Source organism: Eubacterium sp. AF17-7 (assembly GCF_003461285.1).
Lineage (GTDB): Bacteria > Bacillota > Clostridia > Lachnospirales > Lachnospiraceae > Eubacterium_U > Eubacterium_U album.
In genome coordinates, this window is the sequence record NZ_QTWU01000013.1 from 57417 (window position 1) to 80996 (window position 23580).

The following is a 23580-nucleotide window of genomic DNA, read 5'->3' on the forward strand; positions in this document are numbered from 1 at the left end:
CATCACCTGCTTTCTAAATCAAATTAATTCTATGTCTTGATAGAATTGTATCTACAGTATTGTTAACTGTATTTTTATCAATTTGAAGTGCTCGATTATCATAGAAATCTTGACATAGTGACAGATAAGCGATTGTCAAATCATCCTTGTCTTCTATCTGTTCTGTGCTAAGTCCTGTCTCTTCTTGTATGTACGAAAAAGCAGATTCCTTGACAAGATTAATGAGTTCCTGCTCTGATTCATCCAAATCCTCATAGTTATCTAACTTCAAAAAAGAAGTGATGTTATTATTTGTCAGTTCCGGAATCTTCATCTTTCTTTTTCCTTCCTTTTTTCTGTTGCACCGGTGCAACTTCACCCGGTTCCGGTGTTGTTGTCTCCGGTTCTGGTGTTGTTGTCTCCGGTTCTGGTTCTTTTTCAACTGGAATAACGAAGCCTGCTTCTACGAGGTCTTTAAGAACAGCTTCATCACTAATCTCTCTGACCTCGTTAGCAGTCATGCTTAAGACTCCAGTAAAAGATGTTAATGCTTTTACTTTCATTTAGCCCTCCTTATGCTTCTTTCATCTGTAAAGCTGCAATCTTCTTTCCGTCTGTGATAGCTGCATCATATTCTCCGAATGCCATCACTCCAAGCATGTTCTTAGTTGCAAATTTTTCTCTTAATACTGTTAATTCAATGCTTGTAGTAGCTTTGATAGTGTATCCAGTTGGTTCTGCGAATATGATAGCCTTTTTACCTGCTGCCATTGTTGGCATTGAATCGGATTCGCGGACAGGTCTTCCTAAAATCTTGTATTCGTCTTCTTTGAAGTAAGGCTGGCCGTTTGCATCTTTCAATTTGCAAATCGCTGTATATGTTGCCGGATTCATAATCCACTCTGCCTTATCTCTATATCTCTGCTTTAATGAATGCTTAACGCTAATAAGTTCATCATAAGTGATTGCTGTTGAAGCTGCTGTTTTTACAACTTTTGTTGTGCTGATAATTCCTTTAATCTTAGTAGTTCCAGCCGTAAATTCTTCTTCAAGTTTCTCCGCCATCGCTTCTGCTACTCTCTGAATAATGAAGTCTAGCACGTTGATGTCTGTGTTAGCTATCAACTTCTTAGATACGAGTGCTAATGCTCCAACAACATATCCATTCAAATCGATAGTTGTGAATTTACCAACATTATCGACTAATTCTGTTCCTTCATCTACATAATCAGCCTTAACAGCGTTTGTGTCATCTTCTGAATAAACCGGAACACTTAACTTTCCATTTGTGTTTATGACATCACAAATGGTCATGTAAGGAACCATGTCTTTTACAGCTTTGATGATTCTGTTTGCTATGTGGGTTGGAACGATTGAGCCATTGTTTCCCTGTGTCAACTGAATTTCTCCAGCTCGTTCTTCAACAGGCTGTCCTTTTACAAACGCAATGAACGCTCTTTCTTCTGCTTCTTCCTGTGCTCTCTGTTCTTCTTCCTGTGTTTTTTTCTGTTTTTCAGGAGTAATTACTTTTAGTGATAAGTCTCTTGCTCTCTGCTCTGCTGCAATAGTCGCATCAATGCTCTTGATTTTCTTTTCAAGTTCATCGAATTTTGATTTTTCATCTTCGTCCATCGCTCTTTTTTCTGCTTTAGCTTCATCTACAATCTTCTGCATCTCTGCAACATATTCTGCTCTCTGTTCTGCTAATTCTTTGAGATTTTCGGCTCTGAATTCTGCAACTTTTTTTCTTACGTTTTCTTTCATTAATGTTTTCTTTCTCATGCTATTCTCCTTTTAATTCTTTAATTTTTTCTTCATATTCTGAATAATCTACAGTTTTTTGAGGTGTTTCAACCGTTACATCTGCTTCAAAAGAACGTTCTTCAATGATGATTTCTTCCTCAGCTCTCTGTTCAACAAGCGTCCCTGTGTAGCAAGGATTTTTTCGTTTATCAATCAAAGAAACTTCAAATAATTCCATCTCTTGAACATGTCTACGTGGAATATCGTCGGCTCTTTCCTCTATCTCGTCTTTAGTGATGTATGCTCCCCAAGACCATCCGACGAATTCTTTGTTTTTAGCTTTTTCAATCATATCTTTATCTGATATGATTGCTTCCGCTCTAAGTCCAATTGAATCCTCTTTTAATTCAAGAGTTCCATCTTTTGTGTGAGCATAATCTTTTTTATAGTGATTTAGTCTTAGAGCTATATCCTGTGCACGCTCAATCGCACGTCTGAATACGCCTTCTTCTACCTGCTCAACCACTTTACCTCGTGGTGTGATAATCGGTCTGCTGTCTCTGCATACCGTGTTAACATATCCACTAATCTTCATCGTGTTGTCTGCCCTGATTTCTATTTTCATCTATATTTTGACCTCCTTTCTTTCCCAAATCCTGATGTGAATCTGTGTTTGGCGTGTATATTTCCTTAGTTCTCGGATTATAGAGAACACTATTAAGTCCTAGCTCTAACCATTCAATTCCAAGTGGCTCCATGTTCTCCATGTTTCTGATTTCATCAATCTGCAAGAAGTGACCTTTTAGCGCTTTTTCATACGCGTCATATCTATCTTTTATTGATGCTCTATTAATCTCCTTTGTGTCGAAAGCAAAATAATAAGACCCCTTCTCTGATTCGAGTAGTAGGTCTCTATTTAGTGATGCCTCTATATCTTTGAACAATGGAGCAAGCCCAAATTTAATTGTATTGTCAACTTCAATACTGCTTGCAGTTCCGTTAAGCAGGCCCGGAGTAATTCCAAATAACTTCGTTATTTCTTTTGAATTTGTCTCCTTATTTTCATTCAACTGCATCTCTACAGATGTATTGGCGCTTTCTTTGAACGTAACGCCATCATTTAATATGACGACGTTTTCAGAATTATTTCCATACAGTTTTCTAAAGCCATTTTTTAAATAATTAATCGCTTCCTGACTTAATTTCTTCGCTGATTGCAAGAATCCTTTCTTGTTTCCACCTTTTTTGACTAACGTATTCTCAAAAAGCATTGAATTATAAGCAATTGCAAGTTGTAGTTGATTTTCAGCAACAATTGACTGTGACTCACAGCCATCTTTGCTTTTTTTCAATATCTTAAGAAAATTATGCGGATAATATCTTACTCCATCCACATATACATCATAGTCTTTGAAGATTGGATCCGTGTTTTTAAGCAAACTGATGTGGTCCTGACTAACATAGTGGATTGAACGTATATCTGTACCAACCTTGTTGATATATGCATATCCACCTCTGTCCATGTAGTAATCTTCAATCATCGCTTTCCAAAACTGTGTTGCTGTAAGCGTGTCTCCTGTATCGACATTGAGCAGCCTTACTCTGTTGTCGTCCTTAATAATTTCTGTTTTATCGTTTTCTTTTTTGTATAGCCTGATTGGAAGGCTTGAAACAATGTTAGCAATCAGATTGATTGAACCTGATACAGTCGTTATTTCAAGGGCCATTTCCTTGCTTATTTCATCTTTTCCCAATAATGACTGTATTAAGTCGCTTACTGCTGCTTCCTGTGTTTCTGCTCTTGTCTCCTGTTTTTTCTTCCAAAATTTCATGTTGTCTCCTTTTTTAACAAATCTGTATAGTAAAGTCATATTCACCCTGCTCAATCTCTAACTGCAGCATATACAGCGCATTAATTAATGCTACTACCATGTCGACCTTGCCGGATGAACGTTTTTTGTTAACATATTTATTTAAATTCGTATCTTCTGTACATCTTGCATTTGAGAAGTTGTTTTCAAGCAAGTTATATACAGCATTCATATATTTGAATTTTTGTGACAGAATTAATTCTTTTAGCCACTTTGTCGGTCTATGCAAAACCGAACTGTGCTGTTTAATTTCGACGCATTCATAGCCTTTTGTTTCAAATTTGTTGATGGAAGATATCGCATTATATCTGTCATATCCAATCTGGACTATTGATACATTGTATTTTTTCTCTAACGTCAAAATCAGCTTCTCAACTTCTGAATAATCAATAACTTCTTCACCACAGGCTATGACTTCGCCGTTTTCAATTAATCTTTCATAGTCAACTCCTTCTTTTTCGGATTTGAAATCTTTTCTGTCTGCCGGAATGAATCCCCATATCTTAGCGTATATGATTCCTTCATCTTCCGTTACCATTGCTACAGCCGTATTATCTTCAGTCTGCGACAAATCAAGACCTATCCACACCCTTCTACCGGACCACCAGCTCATGTCATCAGCAATTCTGCAAGGTTTAACCTTTAAAACATCAATATATCCTTCTGTTCCTAATCCCTTGTATTTGATGTTGTTGTGTTTGCATAAGTAGTTCTCTCTTTTGTTTGGATATTGAATCGCTAATGCTCTTTTTTTCTTGATATCGTCGAAAATGACCGTGTTCCACACGGCCACCGGATTACTCTGATATATAACTAAGTCTTCATCTTTCCATTTATCATCTTTTAGAAATTCATCGTCAGGCTCATAGAGCAGCGCAAAGTAGCGTTTATCCTCCATCAATCCGTCTAATGTCCTCTTAGCTACGTCAATCTCGTCTATCATGACATTGTTGTCATTTGGATATTGCGTGGAAATAATGATTCCAGTCTTGTTGAGCAGGGTTATCTGTGAAGAGCGCATTGCTTCAACCGGATATTCATCCATGTTTCCTGCTTCATCGGCTAAGAATGCATTAGCAAGCAATGCATCCATGTTGTCTTTAGAATATGCTAATGGCATATACTCATTTTCTGTTCTGTTATAGCGAATTTCGCTTCTTAATATCTTGAATTCATTGATTAACGCCGGACTTCCTTTTATTAACTTCTTCATGGCTTTTTTAAGTTCTGAAGATTTCAATAAATCAGGAGCCACCGAAAAGAATCTACTGTTCGGTGGCTCTGTTATCATTAAAATTATAAAAATAACCGCTGAATAGAATGTTTTGAAATTCTTTCTAGCGATTTCCAGCAATCCGGTTTGATAATATCTAATATCTAACCCTTCATCATTTTTTAATTTGGTACAAAAAATTGCTACAATTAAAAATGCTGCGTAGTATTCAATGCAATCTATCAACTGCATATGCAAGTCAGGATGTATGATAAGAGTTAGGATTTTCTCAACTCTCTCATATTCTTCATCATCTGTATATGCTTCATCATCTTTTCCGTCAACAATGTCTATCCACTTTTGAGCCTGAATTTTGACATATTTGGGAGCATACTTTCCGGCATCTTTAATGCACCACATAGCGTATGCATATGCTTTACTGCTTCTAATATCAGCCATATTTGTTCAACCCCTTTAGTGGGTCTGTTGATTCTTCATCGACCTTCTTAGGAATACTTCTAAGTGCTGATGCTATTGTCATGATATTTTCTTTTTCAATATTTAAGAGCATTATCCTCTTTGATTGAACCTGCTTATCAATATTAACCATGTTTTTTTGCATATCAAGTATCATTTTATAATAGGACTTGATGTCGTCGTTTTTTTCAAAATCTTCTTTACTTGATTCCAAGTCTAGCATTGACTTGAATACCTGCTCTCTTTTTTCTTCAAAGTCTTTACATTCAGCTTGAAGTTGGCAATATCTGTTAATGATTGGCTCATAAAGTGCATCATTTTTCTCAATATTTTTTAATAATTTTGAGATTCTTCTGAACTCTTTGTGAGCAGCAGGATTTTCTTTAACTTCTTTTCTTTCTTTTAATTTCTCACCGGTTACTAATGCCTTTTCCGCCTCTTCTCGCTGTTTTAACTCAGCTTTAGTCCTGTGAGATTTGCCTTCATTTATTAATACAATATGTGGTTTTGGTGGTGTTGGCATCGTTCTCACCTCTTTTCGAAATCTGATGTGGGAATATTTTATATTTAAAGGGGGGCGGTCGGTGTAGCCGGCCTTTTATTTTTTGGAAGCTGCTATCCCCGGGGGTATGTTTGGCTCTGTTTTTGCCAAATTCACTTGATATTCCCTTGATATTTTATCTTTTTCGCAGTCTTCGTGATGTCTTTTACATACAGTAAGAATGTTCTCTAAATCAAACGCTCTATCCTTGTCCTCTTCAAGTGGGCAAATATGATGTGCTTCAAGTCCTTCTTGTGTGATTCTTCCTTCTTCCAAACAGATTCGACACAAAAATAAATCTCTTTCTTTTGCTTCTTTTGCTTTCAGCTTCCATCTGTATGTGCTTCTAATTGAATCCTTATCTGTATATTTTTTCTTTCGCTGTGGCTTTTTTCCGCAGTCAAATGTTCTTGCATGAATCTTTCCACAGTACTGGCAGCTTTTTAGCATGTTTAATTCCTTTCACAGACAAAAATGGCCCGGCTATTCGCCGAACCATTTTCTAGCTGTTCTTATATACTCATGTCAAAGGAGGTACTCAATCGATTTATCAAGATTGATATCTTAACATTATCACAGATAAAAGCTCCGAATCAATGACATTTACTCCTTTTTACTCCCTTTTACTCCGTTATTTGCATTTGCTAATTTAACTAATGCGTTTCCATGCAATCTATAGACTCTTTTTTTATACTTTTCTTCTTCATCATAGTAGTCTCTTCTTTTAGAAAAAAGTAGCTCACTTATCTCTCTCCAACTTAATCCGTCTATGTATCTAAGTCTAATGATCATTCGTTCGTCAGGATATTCTAACCACTCAACTATTTCTTTTTCTATTTCTTTTCTTTTTATTTTTTCCTGCTGAAGAAGTTGAGCAAGATTGTTTTCGATGTCTGTTTTGTATGCAATCTGTGTGGCCATTTTATCATATTCACTGCTGCTTGAACGTGGCATTCCATCGCTGTTCTTAGATGATATTCCTAATATCTTAATCTCCATCATCTCTAGTCTTTCCTGCTCGCATTCAATTTCTTCTCTTAATCTCTTATAGTCTTTCAACTGCTGCTTGTCCATATCTTCTTCTCCTTCTCCTAATTTGGAAACATTCCATCTAAATGATATTTTTTTATATTTTTAAAACTTTCAACCTCTCTTTCTGTTCGGTTTATGCTCTTGTCGATTTGGTGCATAGTCTCTACGACGAATTTTTGTATTGTTATATCTTTGTGAATTTGAAGTTTCAAATATTTTAAAACATTAGGATTAATATTAATTCCTGTCTGATACTTTAACAAAAAATTTGGCATCGTAATTTGCAGAACATTAAACAAGTATTCGCCGTCAATTTTTGTCGGTATAATTACAGCAAATTTATTGTCAACTATTCCTTCTTCTTGCATCAATTCTAGTTGTCCGCGTGTTGCACTAACTTGAATCAATGTACATCCTGCCGGATATATCTTTCCTTTCTTGCTTCTTTCAACGTTTGCTACGTCTGTCAGATTAACTTCTTTTTGATTTATCAACTCATTCTGTACTAAATCTATTGCTTTCCATATATCCATCATCATTAAAGATTCGTCTTCGTTTTTTTCTTTCAGCTGTTCCATCAATTCCCATTTGTGCTGTTCATATTCTGCCGGCCCTACTAATTCTTTTAACATTTCACAAATTTCTTTAGAGCTTTTCTTAATTTCTCTCTCAATTTCATTAAGTTTTTTGATTTGATTTCCTAAATCAATTGGCGGTTCTGCCTCTGCTGTATCAACATATCTCGGAATATTTAAGTTATAATCATTCATTTGAATTTCTTCAAGTGTAATTACATTTGAAAATTTATCAATGTTTTTTCGCTCTTTGTATGCATTGACAATTTTGTCAATTGTTTCTTTTTTTAAATCGTTTTGTTTTCCTTTTTTCTCGAAATCTTTGGAAGCATCAATAAAAAGGAAATCTTCATATTGCTTATTTTTCTTAACGATCAGCAATATAACAGGTATTTGAGTGTTAAAGAACAGTTTTTCCGGAAGTCCAATAATCGCATCGATTAGATTTTTTTCGATTAATTGCTTTCTAATCTTTCCTTCATTTGCTCCCCTAAAAAGAACACCGTGGGGAAGTATGTAAATCCCTGTTCCGTTATCATTTAGTTTTGACAAGCCATGAAGTAAAAAAGCGTAATCTGCTTTAGCTTTCGGAATCATTGGCCAGCCCATAAACCTGTTATCCCAATTCCATTTACTTTCTTCAACATCCTCAAATTTAAGTGAGTATGGAGGATTTGATATTATTAAATCGACTGAAAAGTTAATCTCTTCACACGTTTCCACTTTGCTAAATTTTTCACCACTTGTTACCTTAAAGCATTGAATTGTTTCATTTTTTAAAATATCACATTGTCTCACATATGCATTCATATTTCTTATCGCCAAATTAAATAATAACATTGCTATAGATACATCAGATATTTCTTCAAGATAAAATCTAGCATTCTTATTTTCATTCCATACGCTTAACGTTAATCCTCCAATTCCACAGCATTCGTCGTACACTGAATTAGCATTGACAATTCGACTTATCAGTTTACAAATGCAATTTGGTGTATAATCCTGCATCAAATCTTTTCTATTTGACTGATTCTCCTGAAAGTAGTTCGTGAACCATTCGTATGACAAATCATTTTCCAATTTCAAAAATTGTTCGAAAACACTATTCTTTTTCTTTTCATCAAACAAGGCATTCATCAATGCATCTCTAAGTTGGTAATTTTCTGATATGCTCATGATTCTGTTAACGTCTTCTTTAGTTATCATCTTTTTTAATCCTCGTCCCAGCTTCTTGCGTCTCTTTCCCTTCTCCTGTCGTCTCTAAATCTCATAATACATAGTGAATATATTCCAGCTGCCACAATTACTGTAATTGCTACAATTATTAATTTAATCATTCCGTATCACCTGCCTTTGTATTTGTTCTATACCAATTAATTCCTCTACTAATTTTTTTCGCACATTTATGTCCTAACGATGGCTTGTAATATAGATGGCAATAATTACATTGCATCACTGTTGTTTGCTGGTTAGGTAATTGTTTTTTTAACCACTTTTTTGTTGTGTCGTCATAACGTATCACATTACACCACCTTTATTTTTGCTCCACAATTTGGGCAATATTTAAATTCATACTCGCAATGTGTTTCATCATAATCTTCATCAATTCTTACTTCCACCCATTCCATCAAATGAATGCCACATTTCGAACAAACAAATTCGTCACAATCCGCATATCTTTCTGCTATGTTTTCACATTCCTCTGTATCTTTTCCTGTCATTTACTGCTCCTCCTCATATGGTTCTGGTAGTGGTTGCCATGCTCTTATTACATCTGCCGAATATTCATAAATATCTTGAAATATCCCGTTGCCTTCATATCTCATTTCTGTTACCAGTCCATGACTAAAGCATGCTATTACATTTGTGTTTTTTTCAGGCAATCTCTCACTGCATGGAATCCATCCATTATTTTCAAGGTTAAAATCTTCTTTGCATTCTTCATAACCTTCCTGATGAGCTTTGTATAGTTCTTCTTCCAACAACTCTTTTACTGCGTATAATCTCCACTCATCTCCATCTTCATACAAATCCATTGGTACTTCTTCTGGAACATTAAATTGAATTAAATACTCTCCAAAATAGTAAGATTCTTCCATTGCCTCAAATGCTTCTCTAGCTGTAATCTTTCCACGCTTTTTAGTTAGTTTAAAATATTGCGTATTTTTAGAATCTAATTCTTTTGTAATTTTGACCTTTGCCATTCTTAATCCTCACTTTCTATTTCTCTCACTCCTTAACATTTCTTAACATTTCACATAAAAAAACTACCAACCAAATAATGGCTGATAGTTTTCTTTTTTACTTATTCTGTTCAATAAATTCCGTCATCATCTTTGTCAGCTGGCTTGCTTTACTTACTCCCAGCTTGTCACAGGTTTCTGCAAATGCATCTGCAACATCCTTTTTTAGCTTATATGTCTTTGCAACATACCCAGCTTTTGCATTCCACTTCTGGGATGCAATCGTCTGACTATTTGGCTCTCCCTTAGGCATCTTATTGTTCTCCTTTTCTTATCTTATATTCCAATGCAATAATTAAAATTATGCTTATGATGTTCGCCACAATTCCTATTCCTGAAATTACGTCAATCCCATTGTTGATAACCATATATGCTAATACTGCAAAGGATGTAATGTTTGTTAAAAATAAACTCTGCTTCATAGACTTTTTTCGAAAAATGGTTTAAAATAAACGGTGAGTAGTGGGATTTACCCACCGCTTATTAACACTTATTTAAAGAATGTCGAATATATCAGACACACCGTTGTGATAATGGCTTGGGCAATACCTATTATCACTTGGACTTCTTTTAATAAGTGTTTTTTCTTTTTCTTGTCCATTTTTCTTTACCTCCTTCATTTGATATATTTATTATATCATAGTGTACACACTATGTCAACACTTTTTTTCAAATAAAATAAGTTTTTTTGAAATTTATCAGCCATTATTTAGTTTTCAATGTACAGTTTTTTACCTTAACATTTTCTTGCGTCTATCATATTCTCCACCTATATCCAAAATTCCATATGTACATATTTTCCTGAATATTCTGTTTCCCAGTAATAATCTCCATAAAAAGAATCTTCACCAACCTGATATTGGTCACACCATTCTCTTCTTTCGTCTTCAAATGAATTTACCTCTCCAACATAATGGTCTGTTATATCTGCAGAATCACTATCCATTCCATCCATATCAAGATTTTCGTTGCACCATGCTCTAATTTCTTCATTTAATCTGTTTCTTTGTTCTATTTTATCTACTATTCCTTTTGGTATTTTACTCATTCACTTCTCCACCTTTCACAATTTCTATTGCATCCTCTAAACCTAAATCATAAAATATTTCTTGAATTGTGCCTCCAAATCCTTTATTATTTTGTTTTTTACCTAACTGTTCCACAACCTTATCCACGTCATAGGCTATTGGTATCTGATTTATTAGTGATTCCAATATTTCCCCGTCCTTATGTTCAATTGCATACTGTATTCGCTCGGCATGTTCAACCATAAAATCCCTAAGATTATCTGCAGCTATTAATCGCATTGTTTACCTCCTAATTTTCATAATATTCGTGCCAAACAGGTAACTTAAATGTTCTTCCTGCGCTTGTAGTTTTTTCGTTTCTTCACTCCCTACTATGAATATTTTATTTTTCTGATTGTTTTTTCCAACTGCTGCATCTTCCTGATTCTTCGTATCAACCACAAATTTCACTTCATATCTTCCTTTGATGATAAATCCTTTTCTTGCAGCAATACTAATGGAGCTTAAACTGCATCCAATTTTTTCAGCAATCGTCGATGCTTTGAAAACTCCTAGATGCTTTCCGTCTTTTTTGACTGCATACAAATTATATTTTTTTCTCAATTTTTTATCTCCTTTATCTCTACGATTGTATAAGGCGTACAGTCTGCTATCGCCTGATATCTCTTTGACACACTTAATCTGCATATTTGTGCATCATCATGATACGCTATCTCATTCAATGCATCACAAATTGCCTTTGCGATATTATCTGCATCCGGCTTTTTAGTCGGCAAAATATTGCCGAATTCCATTTCTCTTTTTATTTTTTTGCTCTTCGATGCCGGAATTGGATATATCGCCAATATATTAATTTCAATTGGCTCTTTATTAAAAAAACCTTTAAATTCTTGCTTCTCTGCAGCTTCTAAATAGTTCATCTTTACTAAATTCTCATATAGCTTCGTTCCTCGAGGTGTTATGCTTTTCATTCTTCTTGTTCTTGCATCCATATATGTTCTAGCTCTTGCTTTACCTTGTGGTTCTCCCGGAATTTTGAATTTCATTTTGCTCCTTTCCGTCTGCTGCGCATCGCAGCAGACTAACAAAACATAGTTAATTAGATTCGTGATATATATTTAGTAGTTGTTGTCCTCTCTATTTCTCTCAATCACCAAAATTTGAGCTACTTTGCTTGCAATTGTGTGAGCAATGCTTATGGTTTCCGTATATCTTTCCTCGTTAACGCTATTGCTTAATTCTCTGACCAATCCTTTAACTTCTTCCTTGCGTGGATCCGTTACAATCTCTGCTTGTACCTTTTCAACTGCTGCATCTGTTGATTCTTCTGCTTCTGTATCAGGTGTTACAGGTTCATTCATTATTGGTTCTTTGTTGTCGATTATTTCTGTGTCGCACTCAGTAGAATGTGTAGGTTGCACCGGTGCAACTTCAGATTTTTCTCTTGCTCTTTTTCCAAATTCTACTAATGCATCTGCCGTGCTTTCTGCTGTTCTTCCAAATTTTGCAAATCCTTCTTCGTTCTTTTCTCCTTTTGTTTCTTCTTCAACTTCAACCTTTTCCGGTGCTGGCTGAATCTTTTTAACAGGTTCTTCTTTTTCTTCTTTTTTAACTTCGTAAGGTTCATCGTATAGATGTTCCCACGCTTCCTTTGTGGCCGGGAATGGGAGTTTGATAGTCTCAATTAACTTTTGCCACGTTACTATCTCTTTTTCTCTGTTTCTAACATTCAGCATCTCTATATCATGATCTGCATTATGAAAAGATAACATCATCTTTCCCATTCCCTTGATTCTTACAAATACTGGGCCAATTCCTGCCGGAATAATCACATCCAGTATTTTGTTAACTGCTGCATCTGCTTCTAACTTTCCTTCTATGACTTCTGACAGTTCTACGAATTTTTCTCTGTTTTCATAGAAATATTGATACATTACTCTCTGCAGAATCGTCTTGTCTTTTTCATCAACTTCCTGCTGCTCAATCATCACTTCTATGTCACTTATCTTTTCTTCTTCTGCTATTTCTCTCTTAACATCTTGTATCTCTCTTCTGCTCAGTTCAGGCGATAGCATATCTACTACATCATCTGATAGCGTCAACATCTCCTGCAATTTTGCTATTCCATATCCTTGATATTTTTCTTGAAGTTTGTCCGAATATCCGTCAACTGCATATCTGTCGTTGATTGCTATGTATCTCGATACCGTGTCTTTATTAAGTCCATATTCTGCCTTAGCAAATTCTGCTACAGATGTATATCCTGATTCCTTCAATATCTCTGTGTCTCTTGCTTTTTTTAGCAAATATCCTGTTCTCACAAATCCTTCTGCCTGATTCTTTAATTCAATATCTAACGCTGATTTAAATTCTTCGTAGTTATTTATATTAACTAATTCATTCATTAAATTGCCTCCATAAAATCTTCTTCAAGTCCTTTTAGAACTCTTGTATTATTTTTTTCTCTTAGTTCTGCTATGTTTTCTTCTCTTTTATTTTTCGAAATTGCGGCTCTTGCATAATCTTTTTTTGACATTTGTCTCCTGATTACTTTTTGCCAATTTTTCAAAAAGGGTTTTACTAACTCAATTTCTGGTTCTTCGTCATACATTCCTCTGTGCTGTCTGATTGTTCCTCCCGGTTCAACCTCAATTGTATAGAACGGTGTATCCGGTTCTTTCTTTTTTCTTAAAAACACTATGTACGTCTCATGTTGCTTTATTCTATCTAAGTATCTATCAGATGTTCCAACACAGTGATGTAAATATCTTCCTTCTCTGACTATATCTACGATTTTCTCAGGAACTTTGATAAAAAATTCATCTTTTTCATATTCATATTTATTTTTTATCTCTTTAAGCACTTCTTCTGCTTCACTGAATCTTTCTGAATATTCTTCTGCGATTAACTGTTCATTTAATCTTTCTATTTCTTCTACGGCTTCATCGTGTCTTCTTTTTAGCTCACGTGGTTTAAATATCATTTCATCTGTTAAATCTTTATGCAGCCTTCCGCACATATTAATGTAATCTGCATACTGTGATATGATTTGCTTAATACTTTCTTTTTTGTATTGTTCTTTTTTTTGTCGTTCGACGTAATTCATCGCTTTTTCAATAGACATTTTGCTTATCATTTCTGCTATTTCTGTGATGCTTATTTTGTTCTTCAAAATCCAGCTCATTGCTTTGTCTGATATCTTTTGTTCGTCGCTATCACTCCAGCGCATCCATTTAAGCATTAGTTCTCCGCCATTTTTTTCACGAATTCTGTTTATTTTTTGTCTGTCCGATATTTCAAATACATCTTCAATGTTATGTCCTGCCAATTTTAACGGACCACAGTATGCCCGCGTCCAATACGATATATTTCCCGATGTTTCCGCAAGCAGTTGACTAAATCTTCCTTTGAACAGCATTTCAACTAATTTGATTAAATTCAAATCATTCTTTGTCACCATCAAACTGTTATAGTTTGCTTTAATTCCTGCTGCTGCCATTTGATTAAATAATCCCATCCACTTTTCATATGCTGTATCTTTTAATGCTTCTTCAATTCCATCTTCATACAAATAGCATTGATATGTTTTTTTGTTCTGCGGATTTCCTTTATTGTCAAAATTTCCTTCATGTCGTTCTCGTTCTACGATGCTCGTTGGTCGTCCATACTGTTCATAGTATATTGAACAGTCTTCTTTTCTTTCTGACTTTTTAAACAAAATAATTCTTATTTCTTCTTCAATTTCTATTTGTTTGTGATTCCCTGGAATGTAATATATTCTCGCTTTAAAATGTCTCGCTACTGACATTTCATCATCTATGTACTGTATAAGCATAAAGTGTGTGGTTAAATCAACATGTAGCTTTCTAGTTAACAATTTCACTCTATTTTTACAGTGAGGACATATGACTATATCTTTATCTTTTGGCTTTTTTCCATCCGTAGTGAATAGTTCTTCACGTTCACTTTCACCTGTACATGCTGTGCAAGTCCACTTCCCCGTGTCTCTGTCTTTAAGCATATAGTCTTGTCCGTTATTTTCTTTTATGTCTATCCATTTTTTTATTCCTTGTGGAATATCCGGAACTTTTCGCATTGTTTTCATCACTCTATTTATTCGTCTTTCTTCTGCATTCAACCTGCATTTACAGCTATACTCTGCTTCTTTTTTACTTATAGCATCTATTGTTGAATGTACATAGTGATATTCTGGCACTATTAACCTTTCTATAAGTTCTTTATCCTCTTTTGACATTCTAGCTCTCTTACTAAGCTTGCTATCATCATAATAGTAGTATCCAGTTCCATATCCATAGCCTAACGCTCTTTCAATCTTTGTAGTTGACCATATTTGTCCGTTTAGTGTCGCATATTCTCCAGTTTCTACATTTATGCAATGTCTTGCTTGTAATATCTTATTCTTGTATATATTTAATACTAAGATATCTTCATCAATAACCTGTGCTGTGAGCCACCATCCATTTTTCTGCGTTCTAACTGGAGCTGCTGCTTCTACTTTAGCTTTCTTCAATGACTTTCACCTTCCTTTCTTCTGTTAGTTGTAGCCATTTGTCTTTGTATTTTTCATCAACAACTAATAGCTTTGCATTCGTTATCTCGCCATCCTTATCTACTAACAGCCCTACGATACTCCCTTTTGTTCCTTTCACGCGTGGCCTTTTGCCTCTTGCTATAGCAATATATCCTTCCTTGTCAGTCTTTGCTTCGTCTTTTTTTACCTGTACGCTTTCCATTTCTTGTTCCCAATTTCTTCTCTGGGGATGCTGAATCATGTATTTAATTCCTTCCATCGCAAATTTGATTGGTGTTAATTCTTCTAATATTGTGATTTTTGTGCATGCAATTCTTTCATATCCATCTTCATCAATATCGCCTGCTGCTTCTACTTTAAAAAATCTATTCTGCCCATTCATTGGATAGTACGCTAAGCATTCAAATGGATTTTCGCAACAATGAAATCCACTTTTTGCAGTCTTACTTTCTTTAACTTTCTTTGTATCTCCAACCTTGAATCTGCATGTTTTTTCTTTTCCGTCGCCGAATCGACTCCAGATGTCATTTGTAAATCCTTTATACGCTATCATATCTACTCCCCTTTGTATTTTTCTGATATTTCTTTAACCTTGTTTTTTGTATTTTCATAATCTTCAAGAAAATACGTTTTTATTATTTCTTCTAGTTCTCTGTCTGTTCCCATATTGCATTGCATTTCACACATTATCGCAGCTATATCTTGAATTTTCTTATCTTTTTTCATTACTGAATTCGCTATATTTATATCTGTGAGCATTCCTTTTGTCATGTTAGCTATAATTCGACATGGTATTTTTTCTCTTGTATGTGTTATTTCAGCAACCTCTATTTCTATTTTTCCTAACGCAGCCGTCAGGGGCGTCGCCAATTCATCTGTATATCCTTCTACATAGTCTTCAACATCATCTGCATCAATCCCATTCTCTTTCGCCAATTCCTTCAGTGCTTCAATGTCTCCTTCTTTTAACTGTCCTGCTGCTGCTCTGTTCAACTCTTCAACTGAGTTAAATATTCCAAATTTCTTTTTCATCTTGATTTCCTCCTTGACTTTGACTTTATTCATATAATTGTGTTATTTTTTCCATTATTGCTTGTCTTTTTACTTCTCCAATTCCTTTGACTTTCTTAATTTCCTCATTGATCTGCTCCGGCGTCACCATTCTTTTCCTTCCTGCATTAATGCCTTCCTGATACAAATTAGTTAGATATTCTGCCATCTCCCTTCTGTCCATCGTCTTTATTTTCTTATACATTTTTCTGTTCATGGTCTCTTTCATACGTTCACCTCTTTCCATTTATCTTCGTCGCCGTGGCTTTCAATAATTTCAATTTTTTTAGCCATGTGTAGCTGGATATATATGCTTCCATTTGTCTGTTTAACCTTGATGCATTCGCATCCTTTGTGCATCACTGCCTGCCCCACGCAGGTTCTACGCTGTTGCACCGGTACAACTCCCTCTTTTCCAATTTCGATTGCAATTTTATCGCCTTCATATATTCTTTTTCCATTTATGTCTCGCATTCTCAATTCTTCTTCAACCGTATCTTTTTCGACGACATACATCTTGTTATATCCAATGAAATTGTCCGGGACTAATATTTGTGTCTGCTCATTCCCCTTTTTATCTCTTGCGACACATAAATATCCATATATGTATTCTTGCGTTATTACCGACTTTCCTCTAAACATTTACTTTTATCTTCCCCTCCATCTTCAATCCTGATTCCTTTATTGCTGTATCCAATGCATTTGGAAGTGCTTTTACGGCTGCTGCTCTATGTGTTCCGACGTATATGTTAATCGCCTGACCAATAAATTCGAACATCACTCCCTCTTCGACTTCCTTTTTCGTTCCGTCGCTGTAGTTAACTGTGAACGTGATACTTTCAACGTTCTTTGCCTTAAATTTTCCTTTCAATGTTCTTTCCTCCTTATTCTTGTTTGTACCATCTGTCTTTATCCTCTTTGCTCCAGCTGTTCGGCGGTTCCTTGTTAGACAGTCGTATCAATATGTATTCCTGATACGGTCTTCCAGTCCAGTCTGTTCCGTTATAAATAGAGTCACGTGGAATAAAGTAGCCTTTTGGCGTCCTAGGTTCTCGTAGCCACTTAACTGCTGCTCTTATAACTTCTGTAGTCGTTACCGGCTTAATCAAATTCCTGCTGCAACTGTATCTCTGCCTTGCGTTGCCTTCGTGTTTTTTGAACGTTTTTGATGTTTCTTTTATGAAATATGTAGCCAAATCACTAAATTCCATACTGTACAAAGGTTTGTCATTCGTTCCGCCGTGTCTGCTCCACAGCTTTCGAACCTCTCTTAATGTATTCCCGCATATCAAATCGTTAATGATGATATGATGATGTATGGCCTTGTTTTCGTATTCTGTTACCATGATGTACTTGAGAACTGTTCCTTCTCTTCTGTATGCTTTTCTCAGTTGTCTCAAGAATTTCTTGATATTTTTTCTGGCTTCATTAACCACCGGCCTATTGTCTCTCCTATATGTCAGCACTATGTGATGATCTCCTTCACAGAAATTGCAGTTAATCAATGCAGTTAATCTCTTCTCAGCATTCCTTTGATTAACTTTTTCCATTTCTTCTGTAGTCAGTTCTGCTTTTTCTGTTCTGTTTGGATTTGGTGCTCTCTTTCCGTAGTGTTTTCGAATACGGATCACATCACCCTCTATCGTTTTTGTAATATAGTAAATATTTATCAGCCTCCTTTTCAGATGTTCTAAAGTTAATAGTTTGAACAAGTGCCAAACGCCCTTGATATCGGCGTTTTTGATTGACTTTACGGCTGAAAAATGTTATACTTTCTTTAAGAAATTTAATATTTCAACCGAATTTTCGCATGTTCGGTATTTTTTTGAAAAAGCGTCCGGGTAAGGGGCGTTTTTTTATTTGTTTTTTCCTGTGAAAATGTCATATGCATAGCAGTCTGCCTTAATTATCATTAGAGTAATAAGTACTGCTGCAAATGTGCTATGTAGCATTGGAATTAATAGTAGTCCAATTGCTATATCTTTAAGTAGATGCATATCCCATACGGCATCTGCCAGTTTTGATATTTCCCAAATAATGATATATACTGTGTGTCGTGTGCATTTATTGGTTGATGCACCTTTTACACTTTGCCTTCCTGATAGAACAGGAAGGCGTTTTTTTATTGCTTCCATTAACTTTCCTTTCTAATAAGTTGCTAAATCAAAATCTTCACTTCTTATTTTTTCTAATTCTTCTTCTATATTTTTTCCGGAATATTCAGCTAAGCGATTTGCTGATATGTTGTATGTGTATTCCTTCGAGCCCGGCATCATCATTGCTACTCCAATATCAAGGATCTGCCTTTGCATTGCAATTCTTACGAATTGGGGTGATGCTCCTATGATAATCGCAGCTTCATTGACCGATATTGAATGTTTATTTTTTTTCATTCTCCTTCTCCTCTTTATTAACCTTCATAGCCATCCCTTCACCCAATCCTAACAAGTAGCTTTTGTTGCTTTCTGATAATTTGGGAATTATCAAAGCAAAATTTTCTAATATCTTTTTTTCTTTTTCTTGCATCATGTCTTTTTTTCTCCTTTCGCGTGTCGTTTTTTGTTGTTTCTGTGGCTATTATATGTCATTCAAACAGCATTGTCAACACTATTTTTGTTGTTTTTATGTCGTTTTGTTGTTTACGTGACTTTTTTTATTGACTTTTTCCCTTTTTAGATGTATTATTAATTCATAAATATTTGAAAGGTGGTGAATTTAAAATGAATGAACGTTTGAAGCAGTTAAGAAAATTTTTAGGAATGACTCAGCAAAAATTTGCTGATAAACTCGGTGTTAAGCGTAACACTGTTGGTCAGTGGGAATGTGGAATTAACGCATTAACGGATCAGGTGATTACTTCAATTTGTAGAGAATGGAACGTAAGTGAAGATTGGTTAAGAGATGGTAAAGGTGACATGTTCCTTCCTGTTGACAGGAACACAGACTTAGCAAGATTAACGAAGCAGCTTCTTGATGAAGAAAGTGATTCCTTTAAAAATCGCTTCATATCAATGCTATCTAACTTAACTGTTGAAGAATGGGAATTCTTAGAGAGAAAGGCTAGAGAGCTATGCGGGCTATCTGATGATGATGATAAAAAAGCCGGAGAAGATTAATACTTCTCCAGCTTCTTGTTAAATCTTATTGAAATAATTCACACAGTAGCGTATATATGTATTTAAGTTTTTTTAAATGCTTATCTTCATCTACTGTTTTGATTTTTTCAATGATTTTTTCCTTCATTGTCATTTGTATTTAACCCCCTTTTCGTTTGATATTGAAATTATATCAGACAAAAGGTTCAATTCTTTCGTAAATTTATATTTTTTTTATATTTTTTTGAAATGTCCATAATCTTGGACAAAAACAAGGAATTTGATGGAATTTTTAGATTTAACTTTTTATTCTTTAAATAAATCAATAATGCGACAGTCTAGAGCTGATGCGATTGCTTCTAATTGTTCAAGAGTTGGCGATGTTTTTTCATTCTCGATGTTGTTTATCGTTGATTTAGACAGCCCACTTTTGTCAGCTAGTTTTCTGCATGAGTAGCCCTTTTTTGTTCGCATTTGCCAAATCAGTAATTCCATCTACTCACCTTATATATTTTTTATTTTTATTATACATTAATTTTTCAGATTTTTATTTGGAAAATTTAACTAAAAGGAGGATTTTATGAAAAAAATAAAAAACAATAAGAAACTAGTGATTGGTCTACTAATATTCTTCTTTATTGTGGTTCCGATTTTAAGCTCACTTTTTTCTGAAGATTCTGATACTTCGAGCAAGACTGCTTCTGAAAGCACTACACAAGTCAAGAAAGAAAAGGCAACAAAATCAGACAATACAAAAGTCGCATCAGGGTCCTATGATATTGATAATGTTAACATTATTTTTTCTGATAGTGTCCGAAATGATGTTACAGGAAATTGGCGACTTGCTAAGACATCTGATAGCGTAGATATTAATGACTACGTTATTGACTACTACAAAAAAATGTTCAGTTCAGATGATGAAATTCACGCAATTATCGACTTTTCATTAAAAACAACCACAAAAGTATCCGTGATCACAGAGGATTCACTTTCAGTCACTACTTTTGAATATGTAAAAGGCGAAGAACACGACGCCAATGCGCTATTCTCCGGTATGGTCTTATCTGATGAAATCGTAAATATTAGCACTGGAGAAGTTGAAGAAATTCAATAAATGTATAAATTTATAAATTAGACAAATAGTCAAAAAAAGAGCCGGCAATGCAAGAACCGGCTCGCAAGTGATAAATATACCACTTCTGAAAGCATTTATATATTATCACATTTTTGACACCTTTACAATGTCTAGGTGTCTTTTTTATACCCAATTTTAATTTTTTAAGAAAGGATGTGTTATTTATGCGTTTGCCGAATGGATTTGGAAGCGTTTATAAGCTATCTGGGAACAGAAGGAAGCCTTGGGCTGCGAGAAAAACTACAGGATGGACATTTGATGAAGAGAAGCAAAAATCTTATCCGGTTTATGAGTTTATCGGATATTATGAGACACGAAAAGAAGCAATGATTGCACTTGTTGAATACAATAAAGACCCTTATGATTTGCACCATAACACTATCACATTTGCTGAAGTATTTGAAAAGTGGTCTGAGCTACATTTTCCAAAAGTATCTGAATCTAATATTAAAGGATATAAAGCGTCATTCAGAACATGTGCAAAATTACATGATATGAAATTTGTGGAGATCAAACTTGACCATTTGCAACAGGTTGTTGATGAATCCGGAAAAAACACACCAACGTTAAAAAAAATGAAAATCATGTTCGGTCTGATGTATGACTATGCTGTGATGCATGAAATTGTCACAGCAGACAAAAGGGATATGGTCAGATATGTTGATATCACTAAAGCCGGAAATCCTAATGCATATAATAGAAAGCCATTTAGTCGTAAGCAAGTCGATATGGTATGGAAAGTTAAAGATTCTAACACATATTATTCCGTGGTCCTGATGCTTATTTATACAGGTGTCAGAATCAGTGAACTGCTTGACTTAAAAAAAGAAGATGTTCATCTTGATGAAAGATGGTTCTACGTTCGAGAATCAAAGACAGAATCAGGAATCAGAGAGGTTCCAATAGCTGAAAAGGTTGTTCAATTTTTTCAATATTGGATTAATAGGGATTGTGAATATCTTATTTGCACTCCTGATGACAAGCATTTCTTGTATAGAAATTACTATGACAGTTATTGGACACCCTTGATGGAGCAGTTGAAGCTCCAACATAGACCACACGACACAAGGCATACGTGTGTATCTCTTCTGACTGAAGCAGGTGTTGATGAACGAATCATCAAAAAGATTGTTGGCCACAAAGGGCAAGGTGTAACTGAGACAGTATATACACACATCGAGCTTCCGTTTAAACTTGAAGCGATAAACAAAATATAGTGTTACTATTATGTTACTATCGTGTTACTAGTAGATAAAATTTCATAGAATTTGACAAAAAGAGAAACCCAAGGAATGTTGATTTTTTCTTGGGTTTCTGTATTAATTGATGATATTGAATTATCTCTTTGAGAACTGTGGTGCTCTACGAGCTGCTTTGAGACCTGGTTTCTTTCTTTCTTTCATTCTTGGATCTCTTGTTAAGAATCCAGCTTTCTTAAGAATTGGTCTGTAAGCATCTGAATCAACTTCTAATAAAGCTCTTGAGATACCGTGTCTGATGGCACCAGCCTGTCCTGTGTATCCACCACCGTGTACACTTACGATTACGTCAAACTTATCTAAAGCATCAATAGCGTTTAATGGCTGACGTACGATAACTTTTAATGTATCTAAACCGAAGTATTCATCGATACTTCTCTTGTTGATTGTGATATTTCCTTTACCAGGCATTAAATATACTCTAGCAACACTGCTCTTTCTTCTACCTGTTCCATAATACTTTTCTACTGCCATTGTTTATTTCCTCCTTTCAGTCACTAAAATGTTAATACTTCTGGCTTCTGAGCTGCATGTGGATGCTCATTTCCAGCGTAAACATAAAGTTTTTTGTACATTTCTCTTCCTAAAGGTCCCTTTGGAAGCATGCCTTTAACTGCGAGTTCAATAACTGTTTCAGGTTTCTTTTCTAATTTTTCCTTAAGAGTAACTTCCTTCATTCCTCCTACATAATCTGAATGATGGTAGTACATCTTCTGTTCTAATTTCTTACCTGTTACTGCAATCTTTTCTGCATTTATAACTATTACATAATCACCAGTATCAATGTGTGGTGTGAACTGTGGTTTGTTCTTACCTCTTAATACTTTAGCGATTTCTGATGATAAACGACCTAATGTATATCCTGTAGCATCAACTACATACCATTTTCTTTCAATTGTTGATGGACTTGCCATATATGTTTTCATTGGTTTACCTCCTGAAATATTCTTCATTCTTATTAAATAAATATATGTTAAATGCTTCACCGGGGCTAATGGCTGAGCATTAAACCTACGCATTACACGCCATACTAAAATAGTATAGCGTAACACCATTTTACTGTCAACACATTTTTTAATTTCTCTATGTATTTATCTGCTATTTATATGCGTACTCTATGAATCATTTTTACCAATTTATCTGCGTACCAACCTAATTTTTAATATCTTAATTTAATTCATATAACCTTATGTTTTATAGCATCATTTTATAGCATATTAAGTAATTTACTTGTAAAGTATAAATATTAAAACAGCAGATATAAAAGCAATACCTATCAAAACTGCCCCAACTATGGTAAACACTTTTGCTAAAATATGGGGTAACTTATCATCTTTTATATAATATTCACTACATTTTTGTGGATTATAATATATTTCCACGTTCTGCCCTTTTTTATATCTTGGTTTACCACTACCATAAGCTGATTCTTTTGTAATTGTAACATCACCTACATGATATTCAAATATAGGATAATATCCTGAACTTTTAACACTATCACTATTATAACTTTTATGTTTAACAACGTCCTTTACAATACCATATGTTTTTAAAATACATCTTTTTTCTTTTTTATTTATGTGCCTAAACATTAATAGCCCTATTAGAAAAAATATAAAACCTATTAAACTAAATATCCCGGAAAAGAGAATTATACTTAACCATTTATTATTCATATAACCACCCATACATTTCTTTACTTTAATTTTCTATATAAAAAAACAAGCAACCTAGGTTGCTTGTCTATGCCGGCGACCGGAATCGAACCGGTACGATATTGCTACCAC

At 34.7% G+C, this 23580-nt stretch carries 38 protein-coding genes; 3 read left to right on the forward strand and 35 right to left on the reverse strand.

Features of this window, described 5'->3' with window-relative positions; genetic code table 11:
* Nucleotides 1-13: 13 nt before the first annotated feature.
* The 31 genes from DWW96_RS10820 to DWW96_RS14065 form a co-directional block, all read right to left on the reverse strand.
* On the reverse strand, nucleotides 14-313 hold the full coding sequence (locus tag DWW96_RS10820) for a head-tail connector protein (RefSeq protein WP_117910421.1): 300 nt from the start codon (nucleotides 311-313) through the stop codon (nucleotides 14-16).
* Nucleotides 288-542, reverse strand: coding sequence for a hypothetical protein (locus tag DWW96_RS10825; protein WP_117910422.1), 255 nt, complete (start codon nucleotides 540-542; stop codon nucleotides 288-290). The genes DWW96_RS10820 and DWW96_RS10825 overlap by 26 nt, the downstream gene beginning before the upstream one ends.
* Nucleotides 543-552: 10 nt before the next feature.
* Nucleotides 553-1761 (reverse strand): phage major capsid protein, encoded by a 1209-nt coding sequence (locus tag DWW96_RS10830; RefSeq protein ID WP_117910423.1) that lies wholly within the window; start codon nucleotides 1759-1761, stop codon nucleotides 553-555.
* A gap of 1 nt (nucleotide 1762) precedes the next feature.
* Nucleotides 1763-2347: an HK97 family phage prohead protease gene (locus DWW96_RS10835; protein ID WP_117910424.1), complete on the reverse strand. Its 585-nt coding sequence runs from the start codon at nucleotides 2345-2347 to the stop codon at nucleotides 1763-1765.
* Entirely contained in the window at nucleotides 2307-3554 is a 1248-nt protein-coding gene (locus DWW96_RS10840) for a phage portal protein (protein WP_117910454.1), read from the reverse strand. The genes DWW96_RS10835 and DWW96_RS10840 overlap by 41 nt, the downstream gene beginning before the upstream one ends.
* Before the next feature lie 13 nt (nucleotides 3555-3567).
* On the reverse strand, nucleotides 3568-5265 hold the full coding sequence (locus DWW96_RS10845; protein ID WP_117910425.1) for a terminase TerL endonuclease subunit: 1698 nt from the start codon (nucleotides 5263-5265) through the stop codon (nucleotides 3568-3570).
* Nucleotides 5258-5806, reverse strand: coding sequence for a hypothetical protein (locus DWW96_RS10850; protein ID WP_117910426.1), 549 nt, complete (start codon nucleotides 5804-5806; stop codon nucleotides 5258-5260). The genes DWW96_RS10845 and DWW96_RS10850 overlap by 8 nt, the downstream gene beginning before the upstream one ends.
* Nucleotides 5807-5881: 75 nt before the next feature.
* Nucleotides 5882-6274, reverse strand: coding sequence for an HNH endonuclease (locus tag DWW96_RS10855; RefSeq protein WP_117910427.1), 393 nt, complete (start codon nucleotides 6272-6274; stop codon nucleotides 5882-5884).
* Nucleotides 6275-6427: 153 nt separating this feature from the next.
* Complete coding sequence (locus tag DWW96_RS10860; RefSeq protein ID WP_117910428.1) at nucleotides 6428-6898, reverse strand: hypothetical protein; 471 nt, start codon at nucleotides 6896-6898, stop codon at nucleotides 6428-6430.
* A gap of 17 nt (nucleotides 6899-6915) precedes the next feature.
* Nucleotides 6916-8637 carry an N-6 DNA methylase gene (locus tag DWW96_RS10865; RefSeq protein WP_117910429.1) on the reverse strand — a complete coding sequence of 574 codons (1722 nt, stop codon included), beginning with the start codon at nucleotides 8635-8637 and terminating at the stop codon, nucleotides 6916-6918.
* A gap of 5 nt (nucleotides 8638-8642) precedes the next feature.
* Complete coding sequence (locus DWW96_RS14570) at nucleotides 8643-8768, reverse strand: hypothetical protein (protein WP_278286586.1); 126 nt, start codon at nucleotides 8766-8768, stop codon at nucleotides 8643-8645.
* On the reverse strand, nucleotides 8765-8953 hold the full coding sequence (locus DWW96_RS10870) for a hypothetical protein (RefSeq protein WP_117910430.1): 189 nt from the start codon (nucleotides 8951-8953) through the stop codon (nucleotides 8765-8767). Before DWW96_RS10870 ends, DWW96_RS14570 begins: the two co-directional genes overlap by 4 nt.
* Nucleotide 8954: 1 nt before the next feature.
* Complete coding sequence (locus DWW96_RS10875) at nucleotides 8955-9152, reverse strand: hypothetical protein (RefSeq protein WP_117910431.1); 198 nt, start codon at nucleotides 9150-9152, stop codon at nucleotides 8955-8957.
* Complete coding sequence (locus tag DWW96_RS10880; RefSeq protein ID WP_117910432.1) at nucleotides 9153-9635, reverse strand: DUF551 domain-containing protein; 483 nt, start codon at nucleotides 9633-9635, stop codon at nucleotides 9153-9155.
* Between the two features lie 97 nt (nucleotides 9636-9732).
* A complete protein-coding gene (locus tag DWW96_RS10885; RefSeq protein WP_117910433.1) occupies nucleotides 9733-9927 on the reverse strand; it encodes a chemotaxis protein in 195 nt (64 codons plus the stop codon).
* A 1-nt stretch (nucleotide 9928) separates the two neighbouring features.
* Complete coding sequence (locus DWW96_RS14060) at nucleotides 9929-10096, reverse strand: hypothetical protein (protein ID WP_158562691.1); 168 nt, start codon at nucleotides 10094-10096, stop codon at nucleotides 9929-9931.
* 347 nt (nucleotides 10097-10443) lie between these two features.
* Nucleotides 10444-10722, reverse strand: a complete 279-nt coding sequence (locus DWW96_RS10890) for a hypothetical protein (protein WP_117910434.1) — start codon at nucleotides 10720-10722, stop codon at nucleotides 10444-10446.
* Nucleotides 10715-10981, reverse strand: coding sequence for a hypothetical protein (locus tag DWW96_RS10895; protein ID WP_117910435.1), 267 nt, complete (start codon nucleotides 10979-10981; stop codon nucleotides 10715-10717). Before DWW96_RS10895 ends, DWW96_RS10890 begins: the two co-directional genes overlap by 8 nt.
* A gap of 3 nt (nucleotides 10982-10984) precedes the next feature.
* Complete coding sequence (locus DWW96_RS10900) at nucleotides 10985-11305, reverse strand: hypothetical protein (RefSeq protein WP_117910436.1); 321 nt, start codon at nucleotides 11303-11305, stop codon at nucleotides 10985-10987.
* A complete protein-coding gene (locus DWW96_RS10905; protein ID WP_117910437.1) occupies nucleotides 11302-11748 on the reverse strand; it encodes a RusA family crossover junction endodeoxyribonuclease in 447 nt (148 codons plus the stop codon). Before DWW96_RS10905 ends, DWW96_RS10900 begins: the two co-directional genes overlap by 4 nt.
* Before the next feature lie 72 nt (nucleotides 11749-11820).
* Nucleotides 11821-13107: a hypothetical protein gene (locus tag DWW96_RS10910; protein WP_117910438.1), complete on the reverse strand. Its 1287-nt coding sequence runs from the start codon at nucleotides 13105-13107 to the stop codon at nucleotides 11821-11823.
* Nucleotides 13107-15233, reverse strand: a complete 2127-nt coding sequence (locus tag DWW96_RS10915; RefSeq protein ID WP_117910439.1) for a PcfJ domain-containing protein — start codon at nucleotides 15231-15233, stop codon at nucleotides 13107-13109. Before DWW96_RS10915 ends, DWW96_RS10910 begins: the two co-directional genes overlap by 1 nt.
* Complete coding sequence (locus tag DWW96_RS10920; protein WP_117910440.1) at nucleotides 15220-15807, reverse strand: hypothetical protein; 588 nt, start codon at nucleotides 15805-15807, stop codon at nucleotides 15220-15222. The genes DWW96_RS10915 and DWW96_RS10920 overlap by 14 nt, the downstream gene beginning before the upstream one ends.
* A 2-nt stretch (nucleotides 15808-15809) precedes the next feature.
* The gene (locus DWW96_RS10925) at nucleotides 15810-16286 is read right to left on the reverse strand and encodes a hypothetical protein (RefSeq protein ID WP_117910441.1); all 477 of its coding nucleotides are present in this window, start codon (nucleotides 16284-16286) and stop codon (nucleotides 15810-15812) included.
* A gap of 25 nt (nucleotides 16287-16311) precedes the next feature.
* Nucleotides 16312-16533 (reverse strand): hypothetical protein, encoded by a 222-nt coding sequence (locus tag DWW96_RS10930; protein WP_117910442.1) that lies wholly within the window; start codon nucleotides 16531-16533, stop codon nucleotides 16312-16314.
* Nucleotides 16530-16946 carry a hypothetical protein gene (locus DWW96_RS10935; RefSeq protein WP_117910443.1) on the reverse strand — a complete coding sequence of 139 codons (417 nt, stop codon included), beginning with the start codon at nucleotides 16944-16946 and terminating at the stop codon, nucleotides 16530-16532. The genes DWW96_RS10930 and DWW96_RS10935 overlap by 4 nt, the downstream gene beginning before the upstream one ends.
* Nucleotides 16939-17175: a hypothetical protein gene (locus DWW96_RS10940; RefSeq protein ID WP_117910444.1), complete on the reverse strand. Its 237-nt coding sequence runs from the start codon at nucleotides 17173-17175 to the stop codon at nucleotides 16939-16941. Before DWW96_RS10940 ends, DWW96_RS10935 begins: the two co-directional genes overlap by 8 nt.
* A gap of 13 nt (nucleotides 17176-17188) precedes the next feature.
* Nucleotides 17189-17935: a hypothetical protein gene (locus DWW96_RS10945; RefSeq protein ID WP_117910445.1), complete on the reverse strand. Its 747-nt coding sequence runs from the start codon at nucleotides 17933-17935 to the stop codon at nucleotides 17189-17191.
* Between the two features lie 225 nt (nucleotides 17936-18160).
* Complete coding sequence (locus DWW96_RS10950; RefSeq protein ID WP_117910446.1) at nucleotides 18161-18439, reverse strand: hypothetical protein; 279 nt, start codon at nucleotides 18437-18439, stop codon at nucleotides 18161-18163.
* A 12-nt stretch (nucleotides 18440-18451) separates the two neighbouring features.
* Nucleotides 18452-18697 (reverse strand): hypothetical protein, encoded by a 246-nt coding sequence (locus DWW96_RS10955; RefSeq protein WP_117910447.1) that lies wholly within the window; start codon nucleotides 18695-18697, stop codon nucleotides 18452-18454.
* On the reverse strand, nucleotides 18684-18833 hold the full coding sequence (locus DWW96_RS14065; protein WP_158562692.1) for a hypothetical protein: 150 nt from the start codon (nucleotides 18831-18833) through the stop codon (nucleotides 18684-18686). Before DWW96_RS14065 ends, DWW96_RS10955 begins: the two co-directional genes overlap by 14 nt.
* A 191-nt stretch (nucleotides 18834-19024) precedes the next feature.
* Between DWW96_RS14065 and DWW96_RS10960 the strand changes: the two genes are divergently transcribed.
* Entirely contained in the window at nucleotides 19025-19420 is a 396-nt protein-coding gene (locus DWW96_RS10960) for a helix-turn-helix transcriptional regulator (protein ID WP_117910448.1), read from the forward strand.
* A 285-nt stretch (nucleotides 19421-19705) separates the two neighbouring features.
* Here DWW96_RS10960 and DWW96_RS10965 read toward each other — a convergent pair whose 3' ends face one another.
* Nucleotides 19706-19873: a helix-turn-helix transcriptional regulator gene (locus DWW96_RS10965; RefSeq protein WP_243003067.1), complete on the reverse strand. Its 168-nt coding sequence runs from the start codon at nucleotides 19871-19873 to the stop codon at nucleotides 19706-19708.
* Nucleotides 19874-19979: 106 nt separating this feature from the next.
* Between DWW96_RS10965 and DWW96_RS10970 the strand changes: the two genes are divergently transcribed.
* A complete protein-coding gene (locus tag DWW96_RS10970) occupies nucleotides 19980-20513 on the forward strand; it encodes a hypothetical protein (RefSeq protein WP_117910450.1) in 534 nt (177 codons plus the stop codon).
* Nucleotides 20514-20698: 185 nt separating this feature from the next.
* Nucleotides 20699-21751, forward strand: a complete 1053-nt coding sequence (locus DWW96_RS10975) for a site-specific integrase (RefSeq protein WP_117910451.1) — start codon at nucleotides 20699-20701, stop codon at nucleotides 21749-21751.
* A gap of 120 nt (nucleotides 21752-21871) precedes the next feature.
* On the opposite strand, the gene rpsI is transcribed toward DWW96_RS10975, so the two are convergent.
* The 3 genes from rpsI to DWW96_RS10990 all read right to left on the reverse strand — a co-directional run bounded on the left by rpsI (nucleotide 21872) and on the right by DWW96_RS10990 (nucleotide 23469).
* Nucleotides 21872-22267, reverse strand: coding sequence for a 30S ribosomal protein S9 (gene rpsI / locus DWW96_RS10980; RefSeq protein ID WP_022088247.1), 396 nt, complete (start codon nucleotides 22265-22267; stop codon nucleotides 21872-21874).
* 23 nt (nucleotides 22268-22290) lie between these two features.
* The gene (rplM, locus tag DWW96_RS10985; RefSeq protein WP_022088248.1) at nucleotides 22291-22719 is read right to left on the reverse strand and encodes a 50S ribosomal protein L13; all 429 of its coding nucleotides are present in this window, start codon (nucleotides 22717-22719) and stop codon (nucleotides 22291-22293) included.
* 300 nt (nucleotides 22720-23019) lie between these two features.
* Nucleotides 23020-23469, reverse strand: a complete 450-nt coding sequence (locus DWW96_RS10990; RefSeq protein WP_158562693.1) for a DUF3592 domain-containing protein — start codon at nucleotides 23467-23469, stop codon at nucleotides 23020-23022.
* Nucleotides 23470-23580 lie beyond the last annotated feature (111 nt).